Annotated in this window: 11 protein-coding genes and 1 pseudogene; 5 read left to right on the top strand and 7 right to left on the bottom strand. The window is 59.6% G+C overall.

What is annotated here, in order from left to right; translation table 11 throughout:
* Nucleotides 1-217: 217 nt before the first annotated feature.
* Nucleotides 218-712 carry a DUF934 domain-containing protein gene (locus tag QRN38_RS12650; protein WP_057419334.1) on the bottom strand — a complete coding sequence of 165 codons (495 nt, stop codon included), beginning with the start codon at nucleotides 710-712 and terminating at the stop codon, nucleotides 218-220.
* Nucleotides 696-2,354, bottom strand: a complete 1,659-nt coding sequence (locus QRN38_RS12645; protein ID WP_004396332.1) for a nitrite/sulfite reductase — start codon at nucleotides 2,352-2,354, stop codon at nucleotides 696-698. Before QRN38_RS12645 ends, QRN38_RS12650 begins: the two co-directional genes overlap by 17 nt.
* Nucleotides 2,355-2,903: 549 nt before the next feature.
* On the opposite strand from QRN38_RS12645, the gene QRN38_RS12640 reads away from it, so the two are divergent.
* Nucleotides 2,904-4,004 carry an ABC transporter substrate-binding protein gene (locus tag QRN38_RS12640; protein ID WP_057419335.1) on the top strand — a complete coding sequence of 367 codons (1,101 nt, stop codon included), beginning with the start codon at nucleotides 2,904-2,906 and terminating at the stop codon, nucleotides 4,002-4,004.
* 9 nt (nucleotides 4,005-4,013) lie between these two features.
* Here QRN38_RS12640 and metH read toward each other — a convergent pair whose 3' ends face one another.
* The gene (gene metH, locus QRN38_RS12635; protein WP_054091099.1) at nucleotides 4,014-7,733 is read right to left on the bottom strand and encodes a methionine synthase; all 3,720 of its coding nucleotides are present in this window, start codon (nucleotides 7,731-7,733) and stop codon (nucleotides 4,014-4,016) included.
* Nucleotides 7,734-8,070: 337 nt separating this feature from the next.
* On the opposite strand from metH, the pseudogene QRN38_RS12630 reads away from it, so the two are divergent.
* The 3 genes and pseudogenes from QRN38_RS12630 (at nucleotide 8,071) to nfuA (ending at nucleotide 12,067) form a co-directional block, all read left to right on the top strand.
* Nucleotides 8,071-10,205 (top strand): annotated as a pseudogene (locus QRN38_RS12630) (fatty acid cis/trans isomerase).
* Nucleotides 10,206-10,278: 73 nt separating this feature from the next.
* Nucleotides 10,279-11,403 carry an acyltransferase family protein gene (locus tag QRN38_RS12625; protein ID WP_057419336.1) on the top strand — a complete coding sequence of 375 codons (1,125 nt, stop codon included), beginning with the start codon at nucleotides 10,279-10,281 and terminating at the stop codon, nucleotides 11,401-11,403.
* A gap of 70 nt (nucleotides 11,404-11,473) precedes the next feature.
* The gene (gene nfuA / locus QRN38_RS12620; protein ID WP_002553665.1) at nucleotides 11,474-12,067 is read left to right on the top strand and encodes a Fe-S biogenesis protein NfuA; all 594 of its coding nucleotides are present in this window, start codon (nucleotides 11,474-11,476) and stop codon (nucleotides 12,065-12,067) included.
* Between the two features lie 265 nt (nucleotides 12,068-12,332).
* Here the strand turns inward: nfuA and QRN38_RS12615 are convergent, their stop codons facing one another.
* Genes QRN38_RS12615 through QRN38_RS12600 form a run of 4 tightly spaced genes read right to left on the bottom strand, consistent with a single transcriptional unit; the run spans nucleotide 12,333 to nucleotide 17,926 of the window.
* Nucleotides 12,333-14,282, bottom strand: coding sequence for an acetyl/propionyl/methylcrotonyl-CoA carboxylase subunit alpha (locus QRN38_RS12615; RefSeq protein WP_057419337.1), 1,950 nt, complete (start codon nucleotides 14,280-14,282; stop codon nucleotides 12,333-12,335).
* Nucleotides 14,279-15,127, bottom strand: a complete 849-nt coding sequence (locus QRN38_RS12610) for a gamma-carboxygeranoyl-CoA hydratase (RefSeq protein WP_054091103.1) — start codon at nucleotides 15,125-15,127, stop codon at nucleotides 14,279-14,281. The genes QRN38_RS12615 and QRN38_RS12610 overlap by 4 nt, the downstream gene beginning before the upstream one ends.
* Before the next feature lie 14 nt (nucleotides 15,128-15,141).
* Entirely contained in the window at nucleotides 15,142-16,749 is a 1,608-nt protein-coding gene (locus QRN38_RS12605) for a carboxyl transferase domain-containing protein (RefSeq protein WP_024666054.1), read from the bottom strand.
* 13 nt (nucleotides 16,750-16,762) lie between these two features.
* A complete protein-coding gene (locus tag QRN38_RS12600) occupies nucleotides 16,763-17,926 on the bottom strand; it encodes an isovaleryl-CoA dehydrogenase (protein ID WP_057419338.1) in 1,164 nt (387 codons plus the stop codon).
* Nucleotides 17,927-18,109: 183 nt separating this feature from the next.
* Here QRN38_RS12600 and QRN38_RS12595 point away from each other — a divergent pair, with 183 nt between their 5' ends.
* On the top strand, nucleotides 18,110-18,379 hold the full coding sequence (locus QRN38_RS12595) for a hypothetical protein (protein WP_024666056.1): 270 nt from the start codon (nucleotides 18,110-18,112) through the stop codon (nucleotides 18,377-18,379).
* The last annotated feature ends 180 nt before the right edge of the window (nucleotides 18,380-18,559 follow it).

Raw genomic sequence — 18,559 nt, 5'->3', positions numbered from 1 at the left:
CGAGCAATAACCTCAACTGTCGTGCGGCGCTCTGCGTCGCACATCAAGATCGGACGCAGAGCGTCCAGAACTGCATTCCCACGCTGGAGCGTGCGGAACGATAATCTTATGTCGTGCGGCGCTCTGCGTCGCACATCAAGATCGGACGCAGAGCGTCCAGAACTTCGTTCCCACTGAGCGTGGGAACGATAGTCAACGCTGATTTAAGCCAGCGCAATCAGCGCCGGCGGAACAGCGGCAGCGGCTCGTCGGTTGCTGCCTGATACGTTACCGAAAAGTCCTTGAGGCCTTCCAGTGCGTCATACGGGTCTTTGTCGGCACGCACAGCGAAGGCATCGAAGCCGCAGCGGCGCATGTAGAACAACTGGTCGCGCAGCACATCGCCAATGGCGCGTAATTCACCCTTGAAGCCATAGCGATCACGCAACAGGCGCGCATTGGAGAAACTGCGGCCGTCGGTAAATGCCGGGAAATTCAGGGCAATGACCGGAAACTGATCGACATCCTCACCAATCTCTTCAGCTTCTTCATCGCTATCCAGCCATACCCCCAGCCCGCCATCACGCGCCTTGAGTGCATGCGCGTGCTCGCGCCACAGTGCCAGCGGCACGATCAGGTCGTCGCAGTTGGACAGGCTGTCAAAGGTCGTATCCTTGGGCAGCAGGTGCCAGGTTTCATCGATGACTTCGTTGTTCTTAATGATTCGCTGCATAGACACGCTCCTTGAAAGGGTCAATGCCAATCCGCTGGTAAGTGTCGATGAAGCGTTCGTCTTCGTTGCGTTTCTCAACGTACACGTCGATCAGCTTCTCGATCACGTCAGGCATCGCATCCTGGGCAAAGGACGGGCCGAGGATCTTGCCCAGGCTCGCGTCACGGCTGGCGCTGCCGCCGAGTGAAACCTGGTAGAACTCTTCGCCTTTCTTGTCCACGCCCAGTACGCCGATGTGGCCCACGTGGTGGTGGCCGCAGGCGTTCATGCAGCCGGAAATGTTCAGGTCCAGCTCGCCGATATCGAACAGGTAGTCCAGATCGTCGAAACGGCGCTGGATCGATTCGGCAATCGGGATCGACTTGGCGTTGGCCAGCGAGCAGAAATCACCGCCAGGGCAGCAGATGATGTCAGTCAGCAGGCCGATGTTCGGTGTGGCAAAGCCATTGTCACGCAACTCGTTCCACAGCGTGAACAGCTCGGCCTGCTCGACGTCGGCAAGAATGATGTTCTGTTCGTGCGAGGTGCGCAGTTGACCGAAGCTGAAACGGTCAGCCAGGTCGGCGATGGTGTCCAGTTGCTTGTCTGTCACGTCGCCCGGCGCAACGCCGGTCGGCTTGAGCGACAGGGTCACGGCAATGTAACCCGGCTTCTTGTGCGCCAGCACATTGCGTTGACGCCAGCGCGCAAAGCCCGGGTGCTGAGCTTCCAGCGCAGCCAGCTCGGCGTGCTGGTCGTCGAGGGCCTTGTACTGCGGGTCGACAAAGTGCCGCGAAACGCGCTGCACTTCGGCTTCGGTCAGGGTGGTCTGGCCGCCGCGCAGGTGAGCCATTTCGGCATCGACCTTGGCCGCGAAGACCTCAGGGGTCAGCGCCTTGACCAGAATCTTGATGCGCGCCTTGTACTTGTTGTCGCGACGACCATAGCGGTTATAAACCCGCAGAATGGCGTCCAGGTAGCTCAACAGGTCCTGCCACGGCAGAAACTCGTTGATGAAGGCGCCAACCACTGGCGTGCGGCCCAGACCGCCGCCGACCAGCACCCGGAAGCCCAGCTCGCCAGCTTCGTTGCGCAGTGGCTCAAGGCCTATGTCATGCACTTCGATGGCGGCACGGTCGCTGGTCGAACCATTGATGGCAATCTTGAACTTGCGCGGCAGGTAGGCGAATTCCGGGTGGAAGGTGGTCCACTGACGGACGATCTCGCACCACGGGCGCGGGTCTACCAGCTCGTCCGCAGCCACGCCGGCAAACTGGTCGGTGGTCACGTTGCGCAGGCAGTTGCCGCTGGTCTGGATGGCGTGCATCTGCACGGTCGCAAGCTCGGCCAGGATATCGGGCACGTCTTCCAGCGCAGGCCAGTTGAACTGCACGTTCTGACGGGTGCTGATGTGCGCGTAGCCCTTGTCGTAGTCGCGGGCAATCTTCGCCATCATGCGCGCCTGACGCGAAGTCAGTTGGCCGTAGGGCACCGCCACGCGCAACATCGGCGCAAAGCGCTGAACATAGAGCCCGTTTTGCAGGCGCAACGGTCGAAACTCTTCTTCGCTCAGTTCCCCGGCCAGGTAACGGCGGGTCTGATCCCGGAACTGCTTGACGCGGTCCTCGATGATCTTCTGATCGTAATCGTCGTATACGTACATATAGGTCCTGTTCTCAGGCTTCGTCATGAAGCAGGGCGGCTGCGTCAGTACGGGCGTATGGCCCGTCGCTTGCTGCTAGCTGCTTCATCTGGTCAATTCTGCGCGCACGGCCGCGCACTCCCTCGGGAGCGGAGGCGACGATAGCAGTTTGCAGATATCGATAAAAGTGATGTTTATATATATGCAAATCACTAAAAGCGATAAGCAATTTTCCCTTCAATCATATCCCCACTTGCCGTGTGGGCAAGACTCGACTTAACTGAGCGGTACCGCAGCCAAAAGCGCGGCGGATCACATTTTCATGTGCAATCACCCATAAGACCGACAAGAGGCGATGCGATGAGCAAGCACCCCAAAGTAGCCAAGCCAGGCCGATCCGTGGACACCTGGGCCATTCTGTTTATTGTGATTCTGGCCGTGGGCGCGGCGATGTTCTGGGCCAGCAGCCGGTAACGGGCTGAATAAACAGGCAGCCAGTCTCCAGAACCTTGCGCTAGCAGCCGATAAATCGCTTGTAGCGATAAATCCCAGTTGTTTCAAGGTTGGACTATGAAGGCGTTTTTTGCTGGCTGGTTGATGGTGGTTGGCTGTGTGTGGGCCGGATCTGCATTCGCCGCCTCTGTGGTATTTCTCAGCCCCGGTACTGAAACCGACGGCTATTGGCAGAGCCATGCCCGGGTGATGCAGACGGCTGCCAATACCACCGGCATGTCGCTGAAAATACTGTATACGGACCGCGATACCCGCAAGTTGCTCGCCTTGGCGCGCGAAACGTTGCAGGGCTACGTGCGTCCGGATTACCTGATGTTCTCCAATGAGCTGAACGTTGCCCCGGAGATCCTGCGCATGTCGACGGGCAGCGGGGTCAAGCTGTTTGCGGTGAACAACACGCTGACGGCGGATCAGATCCGTATTCTGGGTGATCTGCCAACGCGCTACCCGGATTTCATCGGCAGTCTGGTCGGCAACGATGAGGAGGGCGGCTATCTGACGGCTAAGCGACTTATCAGCCTGGTTCTTCCGGTTGCCGAGGGGCAGGTTGTCGACATGCTGGCGTTCTCCGGCACCAACACCACACCGGTTTCCCTGCAGCGTGAAAAAGGCATGTTGCGTGCGCTGTCCGAACACCCTGAGGTGCACCTGCGGCAGATCGCGCTGGGTGGATGGCGTCGGGATCGAGCGGTCGAGCAGGCCCGCGTGCTGTTCAGGCGCTACCCGCAGACGCGCCTGGTGTGGGCGGCCAACGAGCAAATGGCGTTTGGTGCAATGGATGCCCTGCGGGAAAAAGGCGGCAAACCTGGCGAGGACGTGTTGTTCAGCGCCATCAACGGCACGGCTCTGTCGTTGCAGGCACAACTCCATGGCAGCCTGAGCGCAGTGGCTACCGGGCATTTTACCTTGGGTGGGTGGGCGATCATTCTGTTGCATCGCTACGACACGGCGCAAAAGCAGGCCCGCCAGCAAGTCGGCGCGCGGACCATTGACGTGCTGCACCTGGTCGAGCCACAAGACACACAGCGATTTCTCGACGCGACCCGCGATGAGCGTTACAGGCTTGATACCCAGGCGTTCAACGTGGATGTTTTTGGCGAAGAGTCGCCGTTTTCGTTGAAAAGCATGTTGCCGCCTGTAGGGCCAAGCGGCAAATAGCCGTCTGCTTTACTCGTCGTAGCCAAGGTTGGGTGCCAGCCAGCGTTCGGTGACGCTCAGGTCCTGACCCTTGCGTGCTGTGTAGCTTTCGACCTGATCCTTGTCGACCTTGCCGACTGCAAAGTACTGCGCTTGAGGATGAGCGAAATACCAGCCGCTGACTGCCGCCGCCGGGAACATGGCGTAGTGCTCGGTCAGGAACACTCCGCTTTTACCCGGCGTGTGCTCGGGCGTGCCTTCCGGCAGCGGGTCGAGCAGGGCGAACAGGGTGCCCTTTTCGGTATGGTCAGGGCACGCCGGATAGCCCGGAGCGGGGCGAATGCCCATGTACTGCTCCTTGATCAGCGCCTCGTTGTCCAGCGCTTCGTCTTTCGCGTAACCCCAGTAATCCTTGCGCACCTGTTGGTGCAGCCATTCGGCGCAGGCTTCGGCGAGACGGTCGGCCAAGGCCTTGACCATGATCGAGTTGTAGTCGTCGCCGTTGTCCTGATAAGCCTTGGCCACTTCCTCGGCGCCGATGCCTGCAGTGGTGATGAAACCACCAATGTAGTCGGTCAGGCCGCTGTCCTTGGGCGCAACGAAGTCTGCCAGCGAGAAATTCGGTTTGCCGTCGGGCTTGATGGTCTGCTGGCGCAGGTGATGCAGTTTCGCCAGCGGCTTGCCGTCTTCGCCATAGACCTCCAGATCGTCATCGTTGATCTGGTTGGTCGGCCAGAAGCCGAATACGGCGCGCGCGCTGATCAGTTTTTCATCGATCAGTTTGCGCAACATTTGCCGGGCATCTTCAAACAGTGCAGTGGCAGCTTCGCCAACCACTTCGTCGGTCAGGATGCGCGGGTATTTACCGGCCAGGTCCCAGGAAATGAAGAACGGCGTCCAGTCGATGTAGTCAGCCAGCACGTTCAGGTCGATGTCCTGCAGAACGCGGGTGCCAGTGAAGGTCGGCTTGGCAGGGGTGTAACTTTCCCAGTCGAACTTCGGCTTTTTCGCCACCGCTGCGCCATAGCTCAGGCGCTCGGTGCGTGCACTGCGCGCCGACGTGCGTTCGCGGACTTCGACGTACTCAAGGCGGGTTTTTTCAATGAACGCCGGTTTCAGCTCTTTCGACAGCAACTGGGTCGCGACCCCCACCGCTCGGGAGGCGTCGGTGACGTAGATCACTGCATCGTTGCTGTATTTAGGCTCGATCTTGACCGCCGTGTGCGCCTTGGAGGTGGTCGCGCCGCCGATCATCAGGGGCAGGTGGAAGTCCTGACGCTGCATTTCACGGGCAACGTGCACCATCTCGTCCAGTGACGGGGTGATCAGCCCGGACAGGCCGATGATGTCGCACTTCTCGTCGCGGGCAACCTGCAGGATCTTCTCGGCAGGCACCATCACACCCAGATCGACGATGTCATAGCCGTTACAGCCCAACACCACGCCGACGATGTTCTTGCCGATGTCGTGAACGTCGCCCTTGACCGTGGCCATGAGGATCTTGCCCTTGGCTTCGGGCTTGTCGCCTTTTTCCAGTTCGATGAACGGAATAAGGTGCGCGACCGCCTGTTTCATCACCCGTGCAGACTTCACCACCTGCGGCAGAAACATCTTGCCCGCGCCGAACAGGTCACCGACCACGTTCATGCCGGACATCAGCGGGCCTTCGATCACCTCGATAGGCCGGGTGAAGCCCAGGCGCGACTCTTCGGTGTCCTGCACGATGTGGGTAGTGATGCCCTTGACCAGCGCGTGCTCCAGGCGCTGGTTGACCGGCCAGCTGCGCCATTCTTCGGTTTCAGCTTCCTTGACGCTGCCATCGCCCTTGTACTTGTCGGCAATGGCCAGCAACGCGTCGGTGCCTTCGGGATTACGGTTGAGCACCACGTCTTCGACACAGTCGCGCAGCTCGGCCGGGATCTGGTCGTAGATTTCCAGCTGCCCGGCATTGACAATGCCCATGCTCAGGCCATTGCGGATCGCGTGGAGCAGGAACACCGAGTGAATGGCTTCGCGTACCGGGTTGTTGCCGCGGAACGAGAACGACACGTTGGACACGCCGCCCGAGGTCAGGGCGTGCGGCAGTTCATCGCGGATGTAGGCACAGGCGTTGATGAAGTCCACGGCATAATTGTTGTGCTCTTCGATACCGGTGGCAATGGCGAAGATGTTCGGGTCGAAGATGATGTCTTCCGGCGGGAAGCCCACTTCGTTGACCAGAATGTCGTACGAGCGCTTGCAGATTTCCTTCTTGCGCGCTTCGGTGTCGGCCTGACCCTGTTCGTCGAAGGCCATGACCACGACTGCCGCACCGTAGCGCTTGCACAGGCGAGCGTGATGAATGAACTGCTCGACGCCTTCCTTCATGCTGATCGAGTTGACGATGCCCTTGCCCTGAATGCACTTGAGACCGGCCTCGATCACTTCCCACTTGGAGGAGTCGATCATGATCGGCACGCGAGAGATATCCGGCTCGCCTGCGATCAGGTTGAGGAAGGTGACCATGGCCTTCTTCGAGTCGAGCATCCCCTCGTCCATGTTGATGTCGATCACCTGGGCACCGGCTTCGACCTGTTGCAGGGCGACCTCCAGCGCTTCGGTGTAGTTGTCTTCACGGATCAGGCGGGCAAAGCGGGCGGAGCCGGTGATGTTGGTGCGCTCGCCGACGTTGACGAACAGCGACTGGCGATCGATGGTGAACGGTTCAAGGCCCGACAGGCGACAGGCTTTCGGGATGTCTGGAATTTCACGGGGTGCATAACCAGACACTGCCTCGGCGATCGCCTTGATGTGCTCAGGCGTGGTGCCGCAGCAGCCGCCGACAATGTTCAGGAAACCGCTTTGAGCGAATTCTTCGATGATCTTCGCAGTCTGGCTCGGCAGTTCGTCGTACTCGCCGAACGCGTTGGGCAGACCGGCGTTGGGGTGCGCAGACACATGAGTGTTGGCCTTGTTGGCCAGCTCTTGCAGGTAAGGGCGCAGTTCACTGGCACCCAGGGCGCAGTTCAGGCCGACGGAGACCGGTTTTGCATGGCTGATCGAGTTCCAGAACGCTTCGGTAGTCTGGCCCGACAGGGTGCGGCCGGAGGCGTCGGTGATGGTGCCGGAAATCATGATCGGCAGTTCAAAACCCAACTCTTCGAACACGCCCTGCACGGCGAAAATCGCCGCCTTGGCGTTGAGGGTGTCGAAGATGGTTTCGATCAGAATCAGGTCGGCGCCGCCCTCGATCAGGCCTTTGGTGGCCTCGGTATAGTTCTCCACCAGTTCGTCGAACGTGACGTTGCGATAGCCAGGGTTGTTGACGTCCGGCGACAACGAACAGGTGCGGCTGGTCGGGCCGAGCACGCCAGCAACGAAGCGCGGTTTGTCAGGGGTTTCGAGGGTTTTGGCGTCTGCGACCTTACGGGCCAGACGGGCGCCTTCGACGTTCAGCTCGTAGACGATCGATTCCATGCCGTAGTCGGCCTGGGACACCTGTGTGGCGTTGAAGGTGTTGGTTTCGAGGATGTCGGCACCGGCATCCAGATACGCCTTCTCGATGGCGCCGATCACGTCGGGACGGGTCAGGATCAGCAGGTCGTTGTTGCCCTTGACGTCACTTGGCCAGTCGGCAAAACGTTTGCCTCGATAGTCTTCTTCCTCAAGCCTGTAGCTCTGGATCATGGTGCCCATGCCGCCATCGAGAATCAGGATTCTCTGTTTCAGAGCAGTGATAAAGGCTTGATGGCGGGCGCTGCGGTCAGACATGGGGGCTACCTTGAGAAGGTCGATGCTTTAAAGGTGGCGATGATAGCAAACCGGAACGCTTTTGGTGGTGCTGTGCCTTTTGCATGAAAATCATTCATGTTGAGGTTGGCTGTGCGCTTGTAGAATTATGCCATTTTAATATCAGAGCCTTCGGGATATGCCGCTCCGTTTGTTGGCAAGCGTCGCCTTGCTGTTTATCTGCTGTGCTACCCAGGCCCAGAACCTCACATCGCCCGCTACATCAGCGCCACCGGCTATTTCCTATGTTCAGGACATTCAGCCAATCCTTACCGAGAAGTGCGTTGCCTGCCACGCCTGCAATGACGCGCCGTGCCAACTGAATCTGGGCAGCGGGGAAGGGCTGAGCCGTGGCGCGAGCAAGATTCCTGTTTATCAAGGGGAGCGTAGCGAAGCGGTTGCGCCCACCCGGTTGTTTTACGATGCGCGCAACACTGATGCATGGCGCGGTAAAGGCTTCTATTCGGTACTGGAAGCTCAGGGCGGTCAGGCGGCTTTGATGGCGCGCATGCTCGATCTGGGGCGCAGCGCGCCGTTGCCGGCCAACAGCAAAATCCCCGATGAGATCGCGCTGGGCCTCAATCGCGAGAACGTCTGCCCGATGCCCGGCGAATTCAATGCCTATGCTGCGGCCCACACGCAGCAAGGCATGCCGCTGGCAGTCGCCGGTCTGACCGACGCTGAATACCAGACACTGCAGCGCTGGCTGGCCGCCGGTGCCCCGGTCGAACAGCAGTCGATCACCCCGAGCGTCAGTGAGACCGCGCAAATCAACGCCTGGGAGGCGCAGCTCAACCAGCCGGGTGCCAGGCAGGCGCTGGTTGGCCGCTGGCTGTTCGAGCATTTGTTTCTGGCACACATCTATTTCGAGGGCGGCGAGACGCAACACTTTTTCCAATGGGTACGCTCGCGAACCCCAACTGGCCAGCCGGTGGACCTGATCGCCACCCGGCGCCCCGATGACGACCCAGGCAGCGACTTCTATTACCGCCTGGTGCCTGTGCAAGGCGTGATCGTTCACAAGACCCACATCACCTATGGCATGAACCCGCAGAAACTCGACCGGGTCCGCCACTTGTTCTATGGCACCGACTGGACAGTCAACGCGCTGCCCGGTTACGGTCCGGGCCACCGTGCCAATCCGTTTCTGACCTTTGAAGCGATTCCGGCCGTCGCGCGTTACCAATTCATGCTCGATAACGCCGAGTATTTTGTGCGTACGTTTATCCGCGGGCCGGTCTGTCGCGGGCAGATTGCGACTGATGTGATTCGTGACCAGTTCTGGGTACTGTTTCAGGACCCCGCGCACGATCATTACATCACCGATGCCGCTTATCGGGGGGGCACGCCATGCCTTTGCTGGCCATGCCGGGGCAGAACGACGACGTCGGCAGTGTGCTCGGCCTGTGGTTGTCCTACCGGGACCGGCGCAACCAGTACGAGGACCTGCGCCGCGACAGCTACGCGAAAATGCCTGCGCCGGGCTGGAGTACGCTATGGACGGGTAACGATAATGCCTTGCTGACCGTTTTCCGCCATTTCGACAGTGCTTCGGTGAATAAAGGCCTGATTGGTGATGTGCCGCATTCCATGTGGTTGTTCGACTTTCCCCTGCTTGAGCGCACCTATTATCAGTTGGCGGTGAATTTCGATGTGTACGGCAATGTTTCGCATCAGGCACAGACACGTCTGTATTTCGACCTGATCCGCAACGGCGCGGAGATCAACTTCCTGCGCCTGATGCCTGCCGACCAGCGCGACGGCATGCTCGGCGACCTTTATCAGGATGGCGGCAAATTCAAGATGTGGCTCGATTATCAGAGCATCGACGATGATACGCCGACCGGCATCAAACTCGACGCAAAGGCCCCGCAGCGTGACTTCGCATTCAAGCTGATCGAGCGCGCCGGCAGCCTGAACGCCGCGCCGGACCCGATCAATCGCTGCGCAGGTGCTTATTGCTCGCGGGCCAGTCTGGACAGCACGTTCGCCCTGGCAGAGCAGGCGCTGAGCCGCTTGACGTCGCGTCCGGCGGCGGGCCTGAAAGTCATCGATCAACTGCCGGAAGCGAGCATGCTGCGCATCCAGGGCAGCGACGGCAAGCGGATGATGTACAGCATGCTGCGCAACCGCGCGCACAGTAACGTCGCGTTTCTGCTGGGTGAGTCATACCGCTATATACCGGGGCTGGACACCTTGACCATTTATCCCGGCGTACTGAGCAGCTACCCGAACTTCATCTTCAACATTCCGGCTGCGCAAGTGCCTGCCTTTGTCGACGCCATGCAGCGGAGCAAGGACCAGGCGAGTTTTGAACAGATCGTCCAGCGTTGGGGCATTCGTCGGACCCACCCACTGTTCTGGACCTATTTCCACGACCTGAATCGCTATCTTCAGGAAACCGAACCGCGTGAAGCGGCGGTGCTTGACATGAATCGCTACGAGAACCTCTAAACGGGCGTCGTCGCGCCGTAAGCCATAAGGAACATGGCCTGCGGCCATCGCCAGTTCCTGAACGAAACGCATCTTGCGCGACCTTTTTTTCAAAACAGTGGTCGGAAATGGTGCGCGTCATGGGCCGGTTGCAGACCGGCGCGTGATTGAAAGTCAGGCGGTAGAGGTTTTTGTGATGTTGATTTCAGTTCAGGCGCTACGGGCATTCGCGGCGTGGGTCGTGGTATGCCATCACTTCATGCAGATTTTTTTCGACTTCAAGGCCGGTGGACCAATTGGCGAGTTTTTTGTGTCCAAGGGGGCGGTCGGCGTCGATATCTTCTTCGTCATCAGCGGTCTGGTGATTTTCCTTTCCACCCAGAACAGCGACATTCCACCCCGGCGTTTCATCCTGCATCGTCTGATTCGCATCGTTCCAGCCTACTGGCTGTATACCGCCGCCATGGCCTTGCTGTTGCTGATCGCCGCGCCCATGCTGCCGCATCAGGTGATTGGCTGGCAGAATTTCCTTTTGTCGCTGGTTTTCATCCCTTCGGAAAACCCCGGCGGCTATGGCCTGTACCCTACGCTGAACGTCGGCTGGACGCTCAACTACGAAATGTTTTTCTACCTGCTGTTCTCCATGGTCTTTTTGTTTGAACAGCGTCATCGACCGCTGATCATTTCCGCGGCGCTGTTTGCGGTCAGTGAAGTGCTGGCCAAAGCAGGGCTGATCAGCCGGTTCTACGGCAATGACATTGTTTACGAGTTTCTGCTGGGCATCGGTATCGGCATCCTCTATCGCCGTGGCTGGATCAGGCAGGCAGTGTGGCTGCCGCTGGCAGGCATCGCGGTGGGGCTGTATGCCATTAATCACCTGACCAATGAGCAGCGTCTGCTGAATTGGGGCCTGCCGAGCGCCTTGATTGTGCTGTCGTGTATTTCTCTGGAACCGTTTTTCAAAAGCAGCCGTCTGCTCAAAGTGCTGGGTGACTGCTCGTATTCGGTGTACCTGCTGCATGTGCTGGTGCTGTACGGCGGATTGTTGATGGCGCAACGCTATGGCTTGAGCCCTTACGTGGTATTCGCGTTCTGCGTGCCGATCATCGCCATAGGTGCATGGGTGAGTTACGAGTGGATCGAGAAGGGCCTGTACCGGCGCATGAAGGGCTGGCTGGACGGTCGCCGGGCAGTCAGTCAGGCGCAGGCATTAACCTGACAAAAACACTAGGACTTTGTATGGCGCGGCTGATTGGCGTAAACTGCCCGCACGTCTGCGAGGAATTTTCATGACCGCTATCACTATTACCGATGCCGCCCACGATTATCTGGCCGATCTGCTGGAAAAGCAGAATACCCCAGGCATCGGCATCCGCGTGTTTATCACCCAGCCCGGCACCCAGTACGCTGAAACCTGCATTGCCTACTGCAAGCCGGGCGAAGAAAAGCCGGAAGACAAGGCCATCGGCCTGAAGAGCTTCACCGCCTGGATCGATGGTTTCAGCGAAGCCTTTCTGGATGATGCCGTTGTCGATTACGCCACCGACCGTATGGGCGGCCAGTTGACCATCAAGGCCCCGAACGCCAAGGTGCCAATGGTCAATGCCGACAGCCCGATCAACGAGCGCATCAATTATTACCTGCAAACCGAGATCAACCCTGGGCTCGCCAGCCACGGCGGCCAGGTCACACTGATCGACGTGGTCGAGGAAGAGGCGAAAAACATCGCTGTCCTGCAATTCGGTGGCGGTTGCCAGGGTTGCGGCCAGGCGGATGTCACGCTGAAGGAAGGCATTGAGCGCACGCTGCTCGAGCGTATTCCAGAGCTGTCGGGCGTTCGCGATGTGACCGACCACACGCAGAAAGAAAACGCTTACTACTAAACTAATAAGCGTCGATGCTACCGAGCTAAGCGTCATATACCCGTCTGCTTCTGATTCTGGCCAAAGGCCGTGGGAGCTGACCGGGCGACGCTTCGCCTGTCCGCGATCTCTTGACTTTCGTAGGAGCGGACTTGTCCGCGAACTGCCGGGAACCGGCAGCAAAACCGGTGCGCACGGTACACCAGGTGCAACCGAGGTAGCAGGATTCCAAGGCGTTTCGCAGCCAAACATCCAGCCAGGGCGCTAATCTGCGCAGACAGATTACTCAACCCATCTCCACCAGCACGGCCCCCTCATTGACCATCTCGCCCTCACGGCAATAAAGCGCGTTGATGACCCCGGCATTGGCTGCACGGATGCTGTGTTCCATTTTCATCGCTTCCAGCACCACCAGTTGCGCCCCGGCCTCGACCGTCTGGCCCACCTCGACCAGCACACGCACGATGCTGCCGTTCATGGGCGCAGTCAGGCCGCCGTGCTGGCCTTGAGCAGCGTCGGTGTGGCTGAGCGGATCGACTTTACTGACGGTGTAAAGGACGCCCTGCCATTTGAGATACAGCGTATCGCCACGACGGACTGCCAGGTTTTTCTGGCGCACGCCGTCGTGCTCGCTGTGCAGATGCTCGCCATCCAGTCGCAATAGCCGGGCATCGTTATCCAGCAAGCGAACCGCCCGGCTTTGGCCGTCGCAGCTCAGTTGCAGGTCCGTTTCGGCAGGCATGCCGGCGCGAAAGCCGCTCATCGCGGCCCACGGCGAGTACGGGGCTGCCTGATCAAGACGTGCCGGCTCGCTCTGCCTGAACGCTTCGCCAGCGGCTTGCCAGAACGTCTCGTCGGGTTCAGGGATTTGCGGCAGCAACTGATCCTGATGGCGGGGGATAAAGCCGGTATCCAGTTGCGCAGCGGCAAACGCCGGATGGGCGATGATGCGGCGCAGAAACGCCAGGTTGGTTTTGACACCGCCCACGGCGAACTCGTCGAGCATGCCGAGCAGGCGCAGGCGTGCTTCTTCACGGTTTTCGCCCCAGGCAATCAGCTTGCCGAGCATGGGGTCGTAAAATGGCGAAATGCTGTCGCCTTCGGCCACGCCGCTGTCCACGCGCCTGCCAAGGCCGCTGGCAGGTTCTCTATAGAGCTGCAGCGTGCCGGTTGCGGGCAGAAAATCGTTGGCCGGGTCTTCGGCATACAGCCTGACTTCCATCGCATGGCCGATCAGCGGGACCTGCTCCTGGATGATAGGCAGCGATTCGCCTCGGGCCACACGGATCTGCCATTCCACCAGATCAAGCCCTGTGATGCATTCGGTCACCGGGTGTTCGACTTGCAGGCGGGTGTTCATCTCCATGAAGAAGAACTCGCTGCGTGCGTCCAGCAAAAACTCCACCGTACCCGCGCCCACGTAGCCAATGGCCTGCGCGGCTTTGACCGCCGCTTCACCCATCGCTTTGCGCAACTCAGGCGTCAGGCCCGGCGCTGGCGCTTCCTCGACGACTTTCTGGTGGCGGCGCTGAATGGAACAGTCGCGCTCATTGAGGTACAGGCAATGACCCTGCTGATCAGCAAACACCTGAATCTCGACGTGACGCGGGCTGAGGACGTACTTCTCCACCAGCATCCGCGCATCGCCAAACGAGGAAAGCGCCTCACGTTGAGCCGAGGCCAGCGCTTCGGCCATTTCGCTGGCCTGCTCGACCACTTTCATGCCTTTGCCGCCGCCGCCCGCCGTGGCTTTCAACAGCACGGGGTAGCCGATGCGCTCGGCAGCCGCATGGAATGTGTCGATGTCCTGCGCAGCACCGTGATAGCCCGGTACCAACGGCACGCCAGCCTGTTCCATCAGCGATTTGGCAGCGGACTTACTGCCCATTGCGTCGATGGCCGAGGCGGGCGGGCCGAGGAAAACCAGCCCGGCAGCTTCGATAGCGCGGGCAAAATCAGCGTTTTCAGACAAAAAACCGTAACCGGGATGGATCGCCTGTGCGCCGCTGGCCTTGGCTGCTTTGATGAGCTTGTCGATCACCAGGTAGCTTTCAGCCGCCTTGCTCCCGCCAAGGTCGACGCAGATATCGGCCTCGCGACTGTGGCGCGCGTCGCGGTCAATAGCGCTGTGTACGGCAACCGTGGTCAGGCCCATCTTTTTTGCGGTGCGCATAATGCGGCAGGCAATTTCCCCGCGGTTGGCGATCAGCAGTGTGGTCAGTTCAGGCGTGTTCATCGTTGCGAGTCCTTTTGTCGGTCTTCCAGAGCCGCAGGCTCGTCATCGCGTTGCTGCCAGCGGGGTGCACGTTTTTGCAGAAAGGCGCGCAAACCTTCCTGCCCCTCGGCACTGGTGCGGATGCGCGCAATGGCGCTTTCACAGTAGCGACGCAGTGCAGGCGTGAGTTCGCCACTGCCGACTTCGCGCAGCAGTTCCTTGCTGATACGCATGGCCTGAGGGCTGTTGAGCAGCAGGTTGTCTATCCAGCCAAGCGTTTGATGTTCAAGGTCGGCGACGGGGTAATATTCGGCGATCAGGCCGATATGTCGGGCTTGCCGCCCATCGAAGCGCTCGGCGGTCAGGGCGTAACGGCGCGTCGCACGTTCGCCGATGGCCTGCACCACGAACGGGCTGATAACCGCCGGTGCCAGACCAATGCGCACCTCCGACAGGCAGAACTGCGCGTCTTCGGCGGCGATGGCCATGTCGCAGCAACTGATCAGCCCCAGTGCACCGCCGAACGCCGCACCTTGCACCACCGCCAGGGTCGGAATTTTCAGTCTGGCAAGGTTGTACATCAGCTCGGCCAGCTCGCGTGCATCGTCCAGGTTGGTGTTGTAGTCCAGGTCCGCCGCCTGCTGCATCCAGGCAAGATCGGCACCGGCACTGAAATGCCGGCCACGGCCGCGGATCAGCAAGAAGCGCAGGCCTGCATTGCCTTGCACCTGATCCAGCGCCAGGATCAGCTCGCGGATCATCTGCGCGTTGAAGGCGTTGTTCTTGTCCGCGCGATTCAGCCACAACGTGGCGAAACCGCGTGGGTCGTGAAGCAGTTCTATGGTCGCGAATGAAGTCGAAGTCATGGTCGTTTCCCGGCTCACATTCGGAACAGCCCGAAGGTGGTAGGTTCGATGGGCGCATTGAGCGAGGCGCAGAGGGCCAGGGCGAGAATCTCTCGGGTCTGTGCCGGGTCGATGACCCCGTCGTCCCACAGGCGCGCACTGGAATAGTAAGGGTGGCCCTGATGCTCATACTGATCGAGGATCGGTTGTTTCAGCTCCGCCTGCTGCTGCGCGCTGAACGCCTGACCGGCACGTTCGGCCTGCTCGCATTTGACCTGCACCAGCACACCGGCGGCCTGTTCGCCGCCCATTACGCCAATCCGGGCATTGGGCCACATCCACAGAAAGCGCGGATCGTAAGCGCGACCGCACATGCCGTAGTTACCGGCTCCGAAACTGCCGCCGATGATCACCGTGAATTTCGGCACCTTCGCGCAGGCCACGGCGGTGACCAGTTTGGCGCCGTGTTTGGCGATACCGCCAGCTTCGTACTTCTGGCCGACCATGAAACCGGTGATGTTCTGCAGAAACAGCAGGGGAATGCCCCGTTGGCAGGCCAGCTCGATGAAGTGCGCGCCTTTTTGCGCAGCCTCGGCGAACAGAATGCCGTTGTTGGCCAGAATCGCGATCGGGTAGCCATGCAGGCGCGCGAAACCACAGACCAGTGTGGTGCCGAACAGCGCCTTGAACTCATCGAGCGTCGAGCCATCCACCAGCCGGGCGATCACTTCCCGCACATCGAATGGCTGCTTGGTATCCGCCGGGATAATGCCGTACAGCTCTTCGCCGGCGTACAGCGGCGCAATGGGCGCGATTGCGTTCAGTTGGCCCTGCTTGCGCCAGTTCAGGTTGGCGATACTGCGCCTGGCCAGCCCCAGCGCATGTTCATCGCTGTCGGCGTAATGATCGGCCACCCCGGATGTTCTGCAATGCACATCGGCACCGCCCAAGTCTTCAGCGCTGACCACTTCACCGGTGGCTGCCTTGACCAGCGGCGGGCCAGCGAGAAAAATCGTGGCTTGCTGGCGCACCATGATTGCTTCGTCGGCCATTGCTGGTACGTAAGCTCCGCCTGCGGTGCACGAGCCCATTACCACGGCAATCTGTGGAATGCCCTGGGCACTCATGTTCGCCTGATTGAAGAAAATCCGCCCGAAGTGTTCGCGGTCAGGAAACACCTCGTCCTGACGGGGCAGGTTGGCACCGCCGGAATCCACCAGATAGATGCACGGCAGGCGGTTCTGCTGGGCGATGGCCTGCGCCCGCAGGTGCTTTTTCACCGTCAACGGGTAGTACGAGCCGCCTTTGACCGTCGCGTCATTGGCAATGATCATGCATTCGACGCCTTCGACACGACCAATGCCGGCGATCACTCCGGCAGCCGGAACGTCTTCGCCATACACCTCGTGGGCAGCCAGTTGGCCGATCTCCAGAAATGGCGAGCCGCTGTCGAGCAAGCGGTTGATACGCTCGCGCGGCAGCAGTTTGCCGCGTGAGGTGTGACGTTCCTGAGCCTTGGCTCCGCCGCCCTGGCGGACTTTACCCAGCAGGCTGCGCAGTTCCTCGACTTGCTTGAGAAGTGCGTCGTGATTAAGGGCAAACTCCGTAGAGCGGACGTTGATTCGGGTGTGCAGAATGGCCATGGGAGCTCCGTAATCAACGGGTTTCGTTGAACAGTTCACGACCGATGAGCATGCGTCGGATCTCGCTGGTGCCGGCGCCGATCTCGTAGAGCTTGGCATCGCGCAGCAGTCGCCCGGCCGGAAACTCGTTGATGTAGCCGTTGCCGCCGAGAATCTGGATGGCGTCCAGCGCCATCTGGGTGGCGCGCTCTGCGCTGTAGAGAATCACCCCGGCGGCGTCCTTGCGCGTGGTCTCGCCACGATCACAGGCTTGGGCCACGGCATACAAGTAAGCCCGGCTGGCGTTGAGCTGGGTGTACATGTCGGCAATCTTGCCCTGAATCAGCTGGAATTCGCCGATGCTCTGGCCGAATTGCTTGCGGTCGTGAATGTAGGGGACCACCACGTCCATGCAGGCCTGCATGATCCCGGTCGGCCCGCCAGAAAGCACGACGCGTTCGTAATCAAGGCCGCTCATCAGCACTCTGACGCCGCCGTCGAGTGCGCCCAGCAGGTTTTCCTCAGGCACTTGGACGTCGTCGAAAAACAGCTCGCAGGTGTTGGAGCCGCGCATGCCGAGCTTGTCGAACTTGCTGCCGCGAGAAAAGCCTTTCCAGTCGCGCTCGACGATGAACGCGCTGATGCCATGTGCGGCCTTTTCCAGATCAGTCTTGGCGTAGATCACGTAGGTGTCGGCATCCGGCCCGTTGGTGATCCAGGTCTTGCTGCCATTGAGCACATAGTGATCGCCACGCTTGTCGGCGCGCAGCTTCATCGACACCACGTCCGAGCCAGCATTGGGTTCGCTCATGGCCAGTGCGCCGACGTGCTCGCCGCTGATCAGTTTCGGTAAATAGCGGGCTTTCTGCGCCGGATTGCCATTGCGGTTGATCTGGTTGACGCAGAGGTTAGAGTGCGCGCCATAGGACAATGCCACCGAGGCCGAGCCACGGCTGATTTCTTCCATGGCTACAACATGCGCCAAATACCCCAGGCCCGCGCCGCCGTACTCTTCGCTGACGGTAATGCCCAGCAAGCCCATCTCGCCGAACTTGCGCCACATGTCGGCAGGAAACAGGTTGTCCTTGTCGATCTGGGCGGCGCGCGGGGAAATTTCTGCGGCAACAAAAGACTGCAACTGGTCGCGCAGCATGTCGATGGTTTCGCCCAGGGCGAAGTTCAGGCTGGGGTAACTCATGGGTAGCGTTCCTGTTTTATTCTTGGAGATGGTTCTGTGCGGATTGGCTATGACCTTTACGTTAACGTAAACCTGCGCGTGTGTGCTGTCAATCAGGCGCGTTTGCGCAGGGGCGGGGGAAGTTGAGCAGGCAAAAGCAAACGTCGGAAAGCACGAAGGGGAGCCTGGGCTCCCCTTCAAGGTATGTCTCTATGCTCTTTTTTGTTTTTCGGGAGGCCTGTTGTTGTTTTTGGCGACCTGACCCTTCACATCTTTTTTGAGCGGTCCAGAGGGTGGACCAAGAGCAAACGTATTTTTTTGAGCGCTGATGTCACTTTCATCGTGCTTTCTATCGCAACGATTCAACCAGTTCCGGAGCTGCCTCGGGGCAGTTTTATTGTTCTCTGTCTGGCTGCAAACGACTTGCAGGGCAAGTGGTTCAGAAAAGCTATCCACTTCAAAAAAATCTGTTAGCTACGTCTCTGTCCGTGTTGTTCTTGTTATGTCAGAGCCGGTACGTATTGTTTTTATTGGTGTGCTGCGTGCTTTTATTCTTGTTGTGCAAGAGATATAGCAGGACCCGTGCCAGTTTTTCAGAACGCCTGCAAACACGAGGTTTTCCGGGTTTTTTCTGGCACCGAACCGTCTGGTTTC

This window comes from Pseudomonas sp. CFBP2511, assembly GCF_030209255.1.
Lineage (GTDB): Bacteria > Pseudomonadota > Gammaproteobacteria > Pseudomonadales > Pseudomonadaceae > Aquipseudomonas > Aquipseudomonas avellanae.
This window is presented reverse-complemented; position numbering and strand designations above follow the sequence as displayed.

Bases quoted from the DNA above. Each gene is read 5' to 3' on its own strand.
- QRN38_RS12650 (WP_057419334.1), bottom strand. From the start codon at position 712: ATGCAGCGAATCATTAAGAACAACGAAGTCATCGATGAAACCTGGCAC.
- QRN38_RS12645 (WP_004396332.1), bottom strand. From the start codon at position 2,354: ATGTACGTATACGACGATTACGATCAGAAGATCATCGAGGACCGCGTC.
- QRN38_RS12640 (WP_057419335.1), top strand. From the start codon at position 2,904: ATGAAGGCGTTTTTTGCTGGCTGGTTGATGGTGGTTGGCTGTGTGTGG.
- metH (WP_054091099.1), bottom strand. From the start codon at position 7,733: ATGTCTGACCGCAGCGCCCGCCATCAAGCCTTTATCACTGCTCTGAAA.
- nfuA (WP_002553665.1), top strand. From the start codon at position 11,474: ATGACCGCTATCACTATTACCGATGCCGCCCACGATTATCTGGCCGAT.
- QRN38_RS12615 (WP_057419337.1), bottom strand. From the start codon at position 14,282: ATGAACACGCCTGAACTGACCACACTGCTGATCGCCAACCGCGGGGAA.
- QRN38_RS12610 (WP_054091103.1), bottom strand. From the start codon at position 15,127: ATGACTTCGACTTCATTCGCGACCATAGAACTGCTTCACGACCCACGC.
- QRN38_RS12605 (WP_024666054.1), bottom strand. From the start codon at position 16,749: ATGGCCATTCTGCACACCCGAATCAACGTCCGCTCTACGGAGTTTGCC.
- QRN38_RS12600 (WP_057419338.1), bottom strand. From the start codon at position 17,926: ATGAGTTACCCCAGCCTGAACTTCGCCCTGGGCGAAACCATCGACATG.
- QRN38_RS12595 (WP_024666056.1), top strand. From the start codon at position 18,110: ATGTCTCTATGCTCTTTTTTGTTTTTCGGGAGGCCTGTTGTTGTTTTT.